At 47.2% G+C, this 13,300-nt stretch carries 7 protein-coding genes and 1 tRNA gene; 5 read left to right on the forward strand and 3 right to left on the reverse strand.

Features of this window, described 5'->3' with window-relative positions; translation table 11 throughout:
• Positions 1-70: 70 nt before the first annotated feature.
• Positions 71-1,498: a DUF5689 domain-containing protein gene (locus CLV82_RS13830; RefSeq protein ID WP_133644934.1), complete on the reverse strand. Its 1,428-nt coding sequence runs from the start codon at positions 1,496-1,498 to the stop codon at positions 71-73.
• Positions 1,499-1,672: 174 nt separating this feature from the next.
• Between CLV82_RS13830 and CLV82_RS13835 the strand changes: the two genes are divergently transcribed.
• Positions 1,673-3,406, forward strand: a complete 1,734-nt coding sequence (locus CLV82_RS13835) for a carboxypeptidase-like regulatory domain-containing protein (RefSeq protein WP_133644935.1) — start codon at positions 1,673-1,675, stop codon at positions 3,404-3,406.
• A gap of 90 nt (positions 3,407-3,496) precedes the next feature.
• On the opposite strand, the gene CLV82_RS13840 is transcribed toward CLV82_RS13835, so the two are convergent.
• A tRNA-Pro gene (locus CLV82_RS13840) sits at positions 3,497-3,573 on the reverse strand.
• Between the two features lie 261 nt (positions 3,574-3,834).
• Between CLV82_RS13840 and nhaA the strand changes: the two genes are divergently transcribed.
• The 3 genes from nhaA (at position 3,835) to CLV82_RS13855 (ending at position 10,035) form a co-directional block, all read left to right on the forward strand.
• A complete protein-coding gene (gene nhaA / locus CLV82_RS13845) occupies positions 3,835-5,178 on the forward strand; it encodes a Na+/H+ antiporter NhaA (RefSeq protein ID WP_133644936.1) in 1,344 nt (447 codons plus the stop codon).
• 321 nt (positions 5,179-5,499) lie between these two features.
• Positions 5,500-9,042, forward strand: a complete 3,543-nt coding sequence (locus CLV82_RS13850) for a T9SS type B sorting domain-containing protein (RefSeq protein WP_133644937.1) — start codon at positions 5,500-5,502, stop codon at positions 9,040-9,042.
• Positions 9,043-9,099: 57 nt separating this feature from the next.
• Entirely contained in the window at positions 9,100-10,035 is a 936-nt protein-coding gene (locus CLV82_RS13855) for a PorP/SprF family type IX secretion system membrane protein (protein ID WP_166636718.1), read from the forward strand.
• 133 nt (positions 10,036-10,168) lie between these two features.
• Here CLV82_RS13855 and CLV82_RS13860 read toward each other — a convergent pair whose 3' ends face one another.
• Positions 10,169-12,298 (reverse strand): catalase, encoded by a 2,130-nt coding sequence (locus CLV82_RS13860; RefSeq protein WP_133644939.1) that lies wholly within the window; start codon positions 12,296-12,298, stop codon positions 10,169-10,171.
• A gap of 252 nt (positions 12,299-12,550) precedes the next feature.
• Here CLV82_RS13860 and CLV82_RS13865 point away from each other — a divergent pair, with 252 nt between their 5' ends.
• Complete coding sequence (locus tag CLV82_RS13865; RefSeq protein ID WP_133644940.1) at positions 12,551-13,300, forward strand: DUF3891 family protein; 750 nt, start codon at positions 12,551-12,553, stop codon at positions 13,298-13,300.

Below are 13,300 nucleotides of genomic sequence, written 5' to 3' on the forward strand. Positions count from 1 at the left end.
TACTGATATCTTAAAGGTATTCCAGAATGATGAGGAGCGAATCAGGTCTTCATAATAATGTCTTCATACCCTATAGTTTAATGATGTCCTGAGAATACTGCTGTGGCATAATTCGTCCCCAATCGCCCACGATCCCTGAGATCGATAACTGTCCGGCAGGTAACACCGTATTACTGAAAGCTGCACTCGCATAGGTAATTACAGAGGCTACCCGGACATCATCGGTGATGGTACGGCTGCCCAGGAAAGTAATATTTCCATCAGCGTTGACAAAAGAAACGTTCCTGACCAGCACCCTCTTACCTTCGTAATCACCGCTCAAGAACTGATCCAGGGTAATCTCCTCGGCTTGTACGATCATGTTTTCACTGATTAATACTGATCCCTCCGGGTTTACCTGGTCAATACTTTTCTGCCCGTTAAAGTGGGTCCCCGTTGCAGATTTCAGGTTTAACCTGATCTTATCCCCGATTTTGAAATTGCGAGCAAGGAAGAACCGTATCATTATGCCGGCAGTTTCGTCCTGTAAGTAGACCGTCTTGTCATCCAGGACGTTCTGGTCAGAAGTGATCACTCCCTCCACGACATAGTCTTCAGGGAAATACCAGTCACCGGTTCGACCCTCAAAGAGTTCTCTCACTTCTGCTAGTTTATGTACTGTTCCGGTTTGCCGATCATCATCCTCCAGGGTTATTTCCAGAGTGTTACTTTCACCGGCATGCAGCCCGGAAGAAAGAGCGTTGATCTGGAATTTCACCACAGCATTTTCCTTTAATACCTGGTCGTTCACCGGTTTAAAACTGAAAGAGGCAGATGTCGCACCTGGAAGGACATCGATCTTTATTTCGCCCAGTACCGGTTGGGGAGTTGTTGTAAACCGCTCACCGTACTGGTTCTGATCTGTGGTAATCATTTTAAGGGTGATCTGCTCCGATTTGCTTGTGGGCTGTGACCAGTTTAAGAGCACATTTAATCCGCCTGTTTCATTTTCCCGGACTTTTAAACTGGTATATTCAAAGTTGACCGGGTTAATTTCTTTTAGCCGTGGAGCTATCATGACTGTCGCGCTGGCAGGTTCCTCAATTTTGAAACCTCCGGGAACAGCAACAAGCCGTACCTGAAGTTCCTTCTCTGTTTCCTCTTCAGAAAATTTCCTGTGAAGAACCAGGTTGACGAATTCCTGGGCAGGGGAGAAGGGAATGGCTATCTGGTTCCCCGCTGAAGGAGGGATAGTGGTGTAATCCTGGTTGTAGTGGGCATTCCCAGAGAAATTTAAATGTACGGTGCCTTCAGTGGTCGCCTTAGGGGCGATCTTTAAGCGAAGCACCAAAGAATCTGCATTCTCATCTAACAGGTATTCATTGTCTTCTAAGGAGATCAGGGATATTGTACCCTGGGGAATCTCGGAGTCGCTGTCTTCAGTAGTACAACTGGTTACTAATACTAATACAAGGATGGGGAAGTAAAGAAGAAGCCTGATAAATTTTGTTGTTTTCATTATGTTCTGATTAAGGTTAATAATGCACCCGGCATAGCGATCGGGTTTTCATAGAGACGCTGTGGCTAATGTTTTGTTTCTTAATGTATTGCCAATTATTTAAGAGGCTGTAACATGGACTGTTATGGTATTCCGGGTTGCTGTTTTTTTCCGTATTTTTAAATAAAAATTGTGATGAAACCAGTTTATCTAAGCGTGTTATTATTTCTCCTGGTGCAGCTCGGTTCTGCAGCGGGGGATGAGCGGCTCATAAAAGGAAGGGTGACAGACGGGATCTCTGCCCTGGCCGGTGCCGAGGTACAGGTAGAGAATTCTGAAGTACTGGCCGTAACCGATGAAAAAGGCTATTACCAGATCAAAGCTGAAGTGGGGGATATCCTTAACTTCAGCTATACCGGCTTTGAATCGCGAAGGGTCTTTGTTGAGGATGTTACCCGGATCGTCAATGTGACTTTATTGGTAGAATACAAAGAACTCGGAGAAGTGACGATTACGGGAAGTAATCGTAAGAAATCCCAGAACACCAAGGAGGATTATTATTATGATAAAGAGATGCTATGGACCGCATTTGGTTATAAGGACCAAAGGGCTTTTAGCGGAAACGTCAGGTTTCTGTATGATGACCAGATGACCAGTGCTGCACTCTGTGTACTGGATATTCTCCGTAACCAGTTCCCCGGTGTTTCTATCAGGGGAAATTGTTCCAGTGGCGGCAGTGTGCAGATTCGCGGGGGCAGCTCTATCAGCAATGATACCCCGGCCATATTTGATGTAGACGGGCAGGTGTTTACTGATACGCCGGTATGGATCAACCCCAATAACATTAAGAGGATCGCGGTGCTGAATAACCTGAACATGACCATCCCCTATGGCGCTGCCGGGAATGGCGGAGTCATCGTGATCAATACCAATGTCAGCGGGGTCACCCCGGGAATGCTTAAACGTCCGGACCCCATGCGGTTTAATCCCAGGCGCTATGATGGTGATGTATTGGATGAGGAAGCAATGCTCAGGAATGCACCGGAATACCTGAAGGCCCTTCACCGGAGCAATTCTTTCACGGAAGCAGAAGCTACGCTGGAATCTTTCCGGGAGGTTTACAGGCAATACCCGTATTTCTACCTCGATGCTATGGATTATTTTATGACGAAGTGGAATAAAACTGATTTTGCCTCAGGACTGATCCTGGAGAATGCCCATCTTTTCTCAGAAAATCCCGTACTGCTTAAAGCTGTAGCTTATCTATATGAAAAACACGGGTTAGAGGATGACGCCAGGGAACTGTACAAGAAGATCTACAGCCTCCGCACAAGCTATCCCCAATCTTACCTGGACCTGGCTCACAGTTATCAGAACACAGGAGAAGCGGGAAAGGCAGCTGCGCTCTTATTCAGGTTGGGAACACTCTTCGAAGAGGGAATGATCAAGACAGATACCCTGGAATTCGGTCCGTATTATGAAAGAGAATTACTTTCGTTCGAGGGCATCAATGATAAAGTATCTCTTGGGGCTGAACTAAGAAAAAAATTAAGAGAGGAGAATGCATCCTACCTGGGGGGAAAAAGAATAGTTTTGGAATGGAATGACAGTGAAGCGGAGTTCATTGTGCAGTTTGTAAACCCGAATAAACAGGTATATGATTGGATTCATAGTACAGCAGCCGACCGGGATCTTATCCTGAACGAACAGGTATACGGCTGGTCTTCCAAAGATTTTTTCCTCGATGATACCCTGGGCGGAGCCTGGATGATCAATGTAAAATATCTGGGGAACAGGGCATCTACCCAGAGTTACCTCAAAGCCACATTTTATGATAATTACGGTCTACCCACGCAAAGCGAAAAAAAGTATGTGCTCACCCTAAGGGTAAAAGGAGCCGGACAGCAGTTAGCGCAGTTTGGTAATTAACGCAACTGTTTCAACTATTCGCTGCACTTAAAAAGCGCGGGTAATAAAACTGGAGAATAAAAAAAAGCCGGGTATAATACCCGGCTTTTTTGGTCGGGATGACTGGATTCGAACCAGCGACCACGCGCACCCCATGCGCGTACGCTACCAGACTGCGCCACATCCCGTAAGCAGGTCGCAAAATTAATAAAGTTTCAGGGAATAATTCTACCCTATTCCGATAAAATTAGTTTAAGCAGGTTGATGGCTGGAAAACAGGAATTTAAGATGTTCAGAATCCTACAGGAGCAACCAAGGGATAGCTTTAATGGTCGGCTCTTAGGAGGATGGGGTTGTTATAATGGTATGTATACCGTTCTGATTTAATGGGATAGCATTTTTATAAAACCGATTTTTTTGTAAACTTCTGCAGCTAATACCTTTTTGATGTGCAGGACAAAATAAAACTGAAAGAACAACCTATAGATCGATTCTACCGGTATGTCCGGTTTTTCTTTGACAGCGGTACCACCCTGGGCACCCTGTTGATGATCATGGTAATCATCGCCATGTTCTGGGCCAATTCTCCCTGGACTACAACCTATCACCAGTTATTCGAAACCAAGATCGCTATTGGTTACGAAGGATTCAGGATCGAAGAGACTTTGAGACACTGGATCAATGATTTCCTGATGGCCTATTTTTTCTTCCTAGTAGGATTAGAGATCAAAAGAGAGTTTATTGATGGGCATTTGTCCACCATTCGACGGGCTTCGGGGCCTTTGATCGGCGCCCTGGGGGGGATGATCCTCCCTGCGTTGATCTTCCTGGCAATCACATGGGGCACCCCGGCAGTGGCAGGATGGGGTATTCCTATGGCAACAGATATCGCTTTCGCGGTAGGATTTCTATCCCTGGCCAGTGGTATTGTTAAACGAAGCGGGAAACCATTCCTGACGGCCCTTGCGGCGGCTGATGATATCGGGGCCATCCTGGTAATCGCATTCTTTCTCACAACCGGGATCGATATGGGTAATCTACTGGCAGCCTTGGTGTATTTCCTGATCATGTTGGGCGGTAATTTCATGGGAATCCGAAATACCTGGTTCTATTTGATCGTCGGGATATTTGGACTTTGGGTAGCATTGCTCTTATCAGGAGTACATGCCACGCTGGCCGGGATCCTGGCAGCTTTATGTATCCCGGCAAGGACCAAGATAACCGAGGAGTCTTATAAAGAAGTGCTGGTATCCAGGTCAGAGCAATTTGCCTCGGCCAGTGTAACCCCCACAGGGCTGCTTACTGCAGAACAGGTTAAGATCATACAGGGGGTGATCCGGGACAGTAAAAGAGCCCTGACCCCTTTGCAACGCATAGAAAAAGATATTAAACCGTTTGTGAATTTCCTGGTTCTCCCTGTTTTTGCCCTTGCCAATTCCGGGATCAGTCTGGAAGGTAACCTGCTGAAGATGATTACTCACCCTCTCAGCCTGGGAATAATGGCAGGGCTGGTGTTCGGGAAACTATTTGGGATCCTGACAGCTAATTATTTCGCCAGTAAGCTGGGATTAAGTCAATTACCCGAAGGCATGAACTGGAAAATCCTGGCCGGACTTTCCTCCCTGGCAGGGATTGGTTTTACCATGTCACTCTTCATAGCCGGGATCGTGTTCAAAGAGCCCGATATGCTGGCTATTGCCAAAATAGGGGTGCTGGCCGGGTCTGCGATTTCTGCCATCCTGGCGATCAGCTGGCTTCGGTATGCCAGTAATAAAACAGTTTCAGGGACATAGCTTCTTAATAGTGTTGTCTTCGGGATAGCCCGGGATCAATAGTACATCCTGCGATCCGGTAATTATTTGGTTTATCAATAATCAGGTAAGCCTCAGGTATCAGTGCGTGGACCTCCAGCGTTAATGGCGGGGGCAAAAGCCCCTCCTCCCCACATTAAATTTAACGCTGCAGACTGCAGGAAACCAGCAGTTCACAACATAAATTTGAGGTTTATAGCTATAGAGAGTTTATTCGCAGTTGGTTACACTCATCGAAGAAATTTGCATTTCATCGACGATTCAATCGGAACAATCGCAACAATCAACTGTTAATCCTTTTCAATGAAATCTCTTCCCTCTTCTTTTGCAACAGCCATATTAAAGGCAGGTGTTGCATTTTTACTTTCTTACTGCTCCATTGGCGTGCTGCTGGCGCAACAGGAAGACCTGCAACAGGTATTTCCATCCGATAAGAACAGCGCGGAAAATTTCGGTTATGCGGTAGATGTTAAGGCAGATCGTGCCATCATCGGTTCGCTGAGAGATACCTATGACCTCGATAACCAGAATTATATGACCGGCTCCGGTGCGGCTTATATATATGAACTGAATTCCGAAGGAGAGTGGGTAGAGAAACAGAAACTTATTGCTTCTGACCGGACTGCAGGGGACAGGTTCAGCCAAAGTGTAGCTATCTCAGGAGATTATGCTGTAGTTTCTACCATGTACAGGAATAACAACAAAGGAGCGATCTATATATTTGAACGTAATACCTCCGGAGTCTGGGAGGAGAAACAGATACTCGAAGCCCAGGATGGTGTGGAAAACGACCTCTTCGGGCACCAGATCGACCTGGAGGGAGATTGGCTGGTAGCCAATGCAATTTGGGAAGACGAAGATGCAGATGGTCTCAATACTATGGACAGGGCAGGGTCTGCATATGTCTTTCACAGGGATGGCGATGGCGTCTGGAGACAATCCCAGAAAATAGTAGCCTCTGATCGTTCCGCTTACAGGGAATTCAGCCGGGGAGTCGATCTGTATGCAGAGACCCTGGTGGTCGGTGCACCCAGCGCCGGTCCACAATATAAGGGAGCGGTCTATGTCTTTGAGAGGAATGCGGAAGGAGTGTACGAGGAACAACAAATTATAGCTCCTGCAGATTTCCCGACCAGTTCAAATTTCGGCTGGAGTGTAGCCGTTTCTGAAAAGCATATCATGGCGAACATTATGCCTTACTCGGATCCGGGGGCGGTTTATGTTTTTGAAAAAAATACAGACGGAAGTTATACAGAACGTTCCAAACTACAGGCACCTGTCCTGGTCAATGACAGGTTCGGGTATTCTATCGGGCTGGATGGAAACCTGGCTGTCATCGGGGCATACCGCGATTCTTACGATATAGAAAATGGTAATTTCCTGCAGGAGGCAGGATCCGCATACTTATATGAACAGGACCAGGAAGGGAACTGGACCCTGAAGCGCAAGCTGGTTGCACCACAGCGTGGGACATACTGGAACTACGGGGAGGCGGTGGCCCTGTCGGGAAATGAGGTCCTGGTAGGATCTGCAAGGGTCTCTATCAGTGCATGGCCCGACCCGGCTTATGTTGACCGGATAGGATCGGGTTATTTTTACCGGCTGGACCGTGTGGCTCCATCCGGATACGAGATAGATGTGCCAGCAGATATAACAGACGAGAACGTATCGTCTTACAGTTTTTCTTTCGCCGGGGGAGAGATCGGCAGCAATTATTATGTAGAGTTCCGCCACAGTGCATCTGGTGCTATCAAAACTTTTTCCGGCACAGTAGAGAACAACCCCCAGGAGGCAGGTGACTTTGATCTTACTGATCTTCCGGACGGCGCCCTGGAACTGGAACTCTACCTGGTTGACTCCAGCGGAAACCAGGGAGAACTAAAAACTTCCGCACTTCAGAAAAGCACAACCCCCTCGGGATACCTGCTCAGTAACTTAACAAACCCTGTTTTGGCGGGTAATTCCACGGCGGTTCACTTTGCTGTGGATATGGCAGAACCGGGAACGACATTCAATTACGTCTTTACAGACACCGCGGGTAATGAAATTTCCGGATCCGGGAATGTTCCCGGGGTATATTTCGAGGTCGACGGGATTGACCTGTCTACCCTGGCGGATGGTTTACTGGAGCTTACTTTTACCCTGACTGACGGGGAAGGTCTAACCGGTGCTGCAGAGATTGCCACCAGCCTGAAAGATACACAGCCACCTTCCGGGTATTCGATCAGTTCCGGGATTGAGTTCATTAATTCTGCCAATGTTGCCGGTTTTGTATTTAACTGGAATGATGCAGAAATTGGGAGCAGCTGGGGATACAGTATCCGGCATACTTCTGAAGACGGGGAGCTTACAGGGTCCGGCCAGGTGATACAACAGAACGAAGCATCAGGACCCCTGGATCTTTCCCAATTGCCTGATGGTGAAATAATTATTTCATTCTGGCTGACCGATCCACACGGCCAGCAAGGTGATACGGTAGCACTAACTGTTTTTAAAGATACCACCGCACCGTTGATCAACTGTCGTGAAGTAGTCCTGAGCCTGGATGCGAATGGGAATGCAAGTATCGAGGCAGCTATGTTCGATGATGGTTCTACTGATGAATCCGGAATCAGCACGATGGAGATCAATATGGAACCTATCCTGGATTGCAGTTATAAAGGAACTCATGAGATCGAACTTACTGTATGGGATAATTATATGAACAGCAGTAGTTGCACCACTTCTCTGACGGTCCAGGACGATATGGCTCCGCTTTTGGAAGTAAGGAATATAGAAGCAACTCTGGATGCAATGGGGGAAGTGAAAATACAAGCTGCTGACCTGGTATTGTCAAGTGTGGATAATTGTTCTGATCTTACTATTGCACTGAACCGGAATACGTTCAGTTGTGCAGACCTGGGGAGCAGGGAAGTATTGATCACTGCTACCGATGCAAGTGGCAATAGCTCGTCCTTGCCGGCCACGGTAGAAGTTGTTGACACCTCTGCTCCGGTGATAATGGTCAGTGACCTGACCCTGGAATTAAGAGAAGAAGGGACAGTCTCTTTGGCTGCGGAACAACTGGGTGCCGGATCTACCGATAATTGTGGCATTGTATCTTTCACAGCAAGCCAGGAAATTTTCAGCTGCGAGGACCTCGGTATTACCCAGGTGATCCTGACGGTCTCCGACAGCGCAGGCAACCGATCAACTGCCACCGCCCAGGTGACGGTTATCGATACAATGGCACCAGATATTGTTGGAAGGGATCTCATCGTCTACCTGGATGCGAATGGGGAAGCCTTAGTAACCCCGGAAGACATCGATGCAGGTACTACGGATAATTGTGGAATTGCCTCCCTGGAGGTGGACAGACAATTATTCAGTTGTGAAGACGTGGGAGAACAGCAACTTATGTTTATGGCGACAGATGCAGCTGGCAATTTTGCTGAAATAGCTGTTTCCGTAACGGTGATCAATGATCATGAAGACCTGGATGAAGATGGTATCCCGGACAATTGCGATCCTGAAATTACAGCTCCGGACTCCTCAGCCGGGCAGGAAGACACGGTCAGTGATCCCATGGACCAGGTCAAGATCCCGGAAACCTTTACGCCTAACGGAGACGGGATCAATGATACCTGGAATATCGTAAACCTTGAGATGTACCCTACGGCAACGGTCTACGTTTACAATCGTTACGGGCAGGTGGTTTACAGTACCCGTGCTTACGCCAACGACTGGGATGGGTCATTTAAGAAAAGCGGGCGCATTCTTCCCGAAGGAGCGACCTACTATTACCAGATCGACCTGGATTCCGATGGGAAGATCGATAAAGAAGGATGGTTATTCGTAACCGAATAATAACAAAATATTACAGTATTACCCTTGAGACCAATTATGTCATCAATAATCCAGAACATGAAGTGTGTAAAAAAATCAAAAGCCCTGCTCCTCCTATTTATAGGCTTGGTATCCATGGTAGCCAGTGGGCAACAGGATCCAAATTTTAATCTCTACCGGTACCACATGAATGTGATCAACCCCGCCTACGCAGGAGCCCAGGGAGAGACTTTCCTGGCCAGTAGTATACGACGGCAGTGGACCAATATCCAGGATGCTCCCGAAACCCAGATCGTTTCCTTCGGGACCCCGGTTGCCAATCGTTTAGGATTAGGGGTTTCTATGATCAATGAAAGTTCCTTCGTGGAAAAACAAACCTTTGCAACAGTGGATGCTTCATACGAACTTCCCTTCTCAGCTGGTTCTACCTTGTACCTGGGTTTAAAGGCCGGGGGTAATTTTTACAGTGTAAACGCCAGTGGACTTGAGACTTATAATATTAATTCGGATCCCTCCCTCCAGGATATCAGTAACTTTTCCCCGAATATCGGGGTGGGGGCTTACTGGGCCGCTGAAGGATATTACATTTCACTTTCTGCACCAAGGCTGCTGAGCAGTGAAAAAGTAAAGGCCGAGGACGGGATGGCATCCACAGTAACAGACAGGCCTCATCTCTATCTCAGTGGTGGGTATGATATTGACCTTTCGGGCGAATGGACCTTAGAACCATCAACCCTTCTGCGCTACGTTTCGGGAGCGCCGGCTTCTCTCGAATTAACAGCTATGACAGATTATAAGCAGATCCTGAAGTTCGGACTCAGCTACCGCACGGATAAAGCTATGGCGGGCCTGGTCAAACTTAATCTCTGGAACCAGTTCGATCTCGGTTATGCCTATGAAACCCAGTTCGGTAAACAGGTTATCGCCAATGCGGGAAACACCCATGAATTGTTCCTTCGCTACCGCTTTAATACCGCCCTGGTACGCACTATTGCTGATGCCTCGGAAGATTGAACCGGTAGGTTAAAGCAGAAATTCAGGTTAGTATTACTTGTGCTAAACAAGAACGGGAACTATAAAAGTTCCCGTTTTTTTTTGATACCACAGGTTCAGGGAAGCCCTTACTGCCTGTATGGATCGGTTCTTATCAGACCGCAACAGCCTTCGCAACTTCCATCCGGTCCCAGTTCCTGTGCTGAGCAATGGCATCGCAGAACTTATCGTTATCCGCATCGATAAACAATGCCTTGTCTTTTTTGTGATCTTTAGCAAAGGTTTCATCCAGCAGTTGTTTTCCTTCACCGGACACGGCAATGGCTTTGCAATGTTTAAAAGCCTCGTTCACAAACTTTAGGAATTTCTTCTCTTTCAGCAGCGCCTTTGCAGAAGCTGCGCCGCCGGGAATATAAACTGCATCGAACAAGACACTTTCCGTGGTGGCAATGGCAGCATCGACAGCGAATTTATTTCCTTTATCCGATTTTATACTACCACCGTGGGGAGCCACAACCTGTACGACTGCCTTCCTTTTTTCAAGGGTATTTTTCATCTCGCTGAATTGTTCTTCGGAAAAACCTTCTGCTGCCAAAAAGGCAATTTGCCTGGTTGCGATACTATCAAACCGGGTATTTGCCTGGCTCAGGGCGGAGGATTTATCCAGGTAATTCTTAGCCGGTCCGGGTTGAAAATCTTCCGGGTTGCTGTCTGCACCAATAGCCTGGTTTACGGGTTGTTCTATCTTACCCGGAATCTCCATCCCCAGGTTCCCTGCCACCTTCCTGGCCAAATCCTTGTTTATCTGTTGGATAAGCCACAACATTCTTTCTTTTATATGGTCGTGCATACATTTCCCCAATTCAAAGGAATACGCATCCGCTACATGCTCCTGCTCCCAAGGAGCCAGGCTGCGGTAGAACAATGCAGGTTGGGAGAAATGGTCGCTGAAACTTTTGCTTCTAGTCCGTATTTTCTTTGCGTCAATTCGCTCTTCATAGGAATGGAAAGCTCCTTCAGCTATTTTAGACAAATGGGGGCAACCCCCGCCCAGGGTATTGGGGAAGTACGCGGTCTGTCCCTTTGGGATCTGGGTTTGCATGTGTCCGTCTCGCTGGTTATGGAAAGTCGGGGTCACGGGTTGGTTGATAGGGATCTGGTGAAAGTTAGGACTGCCCAGCCTGGAAAGCTGTGTATCCCGGTAAGAAAAAAGTCTTCCCTGTAACAAAGGGTCGTTGGTAAAGTCGATTCCCGGTACTATGTTTCCGGGCAGGAAGGCCACCTGTTCGGTTTCGGCAAAAAAGTTCTCAGGGTTCCGGTTGAGGGTCATTTTCCCTATGATCTTGACAGGTACCATTTCTTCCGGCACAAGCTTCGTCGGATCCAACAGGTCAAATTCAAAAGAGTGTTCATCTTTTTCCGGGATTATCTGCATCCCCAGTTCCCATTCAGGGTATTGTCCGGATTCAATAGCATCCCAGAGATCTCGCCTGTGGAAATCCGGGTCTGCGCCATTGATGCGTACCGCTTCATCCCAGGTGACCGAGTGAACGCCTAACACAGGTTTCCAATGGAATTTTACAAAATGAGCTTCCCCCTTATCGTTGATAAGGCGATAGGTGTGGATCCCAAACCCTTCCATCATCCGCAAACTCCTGGGGATCGCCCTGTCACTCATTACCCAGATATGGTTGTGCAGTGTTTCGGTAGTCAGGGAAATAAAGTCGTAAAAGGTGTCATGGGCCGATGCTGCCTGCGGGATCTCCTTATTGGGTTCCGGCTTTACAGAATGGATGAGGTCCGGGAATTTCATGGCGTCTTGTATAAAGAAAATCGGCATATTGTTCCCGACGAGATCCCAGGTGCCTTCCTCCGTATAGAATTTGACGGCGAACCCACGGACATCACGAGCCAGGTCCGGGGAACCTTTAGATCCCGCAACAGTGGAAAACCGGACAAAGACCGGGGTCTTTCGTTTGGTATCGGTAAAAATACCGGCCTTGGAAAATTCGGCAATACTGTCATGCAATTCAAAATAACCATGCGCCCCACTTCCCCGGGCATGTACGATCCGTTCCGGGATCCTTTCGTGGTCAAAACTGGTGATCTTCTCACGGAGCAGAAAATCTTCAAGCAAGGTAGAACCTCTTGGGCCTGCTTTAAGGGAATTATTGGTATCGTTCACCTTAACCCCCTGACGGGTGGTGAGGGCCTTGCCTTCAGGATCGACCATATTCTTTTGTAACTGCTCTATTTTTTGAGTGTTAGATTCTTTCTTAGCCATAATCGTTGTTTTTATGTTCAGCTCTAGGTGTGGTTAAATTAGCTGATAGAAGATCGTGGAGAAGGCTCTATTCGATAATATAATAGCTTTAAGAGCAGCAAAGTAGAAGCAAAATTACTTGTCGGTGATAACCGGGTTATTCCCGTCTGCTGAAATAGTCAGATATAAATTGAATAGCGTTAATCTTTAGGGTGTCTGGTAACATGTTTATCCCGTGCCTGTTCTAATATTGTATAACGATACCTGGAGATCATGATAGTGAATCATCTTTTGGAAGGCTGGGAAGTTATCTCTCACTATACCCATGGCTTATTAGCCGGCAAAATAGCTATGCAGGTAAAGCCTTCATTCAGACCTGCCTATTGGGAAGATGTGCTTACGGCTATCATTGAGCATGACGATTACCTGTTAGATTTTGATAAAAAGAATTACCTCACAGATATCGGCACCCCCATGGATTTCACCCAGGATAAACGATCTGATTCGGATGCCCTGGCCCATGCTGAACTTGTAATTGAAAATGCAGCCCAGAAATCACAAATGGTGGCATTGCTGATCGGGGCTCATCTCGAATTCCTTTATGGTGATAAAATAGCCGCACACAAAGGCTTTAAGAGCTTTTTCAATATGGTATTGACCGAGAGAAAGAAACAATTGAAATTATACGGTTGGAGCAAAGATAACCTCGAGGAGGCCTATGGGCTAATGCGATTTTGTGACCGCGCTTCCCTGATCCTCTGCCAGCGTCAGCTGCCTGCCCGGGACCGGAAACTGGAGATCAATAAAGGACTGGAACATCACCGCTATTTTATTCATGGCGAACCCGGGAAGGTGAGTATTGAACCCTGGCCTTTCCAGGAATCCAGGTTTGAATTGCACTATGAGACCAGGCTCCTTCAAAAGGCATCTTTCAGATCTAACAAACAGTTAGCCAAAGCGGTAGAAAAAGCTCCGATCAAATTGGAGTCTGTGGTTTTTGAAGGGGTTGATAAGCAGGGCTGA

This window comes from Zeaxanthinibacter enoshimensis, from assembly GCF_004362865.1.
In the GTDB taxonomy this organism is placed as follows: domain Bacteria; phylum Bacteroidota; class Bacteroidia; order Flavobacteriales; family Flavobacteriaceae; genus Zeaxanthinibacter; species Zeaxanthinibacter enoshimensis.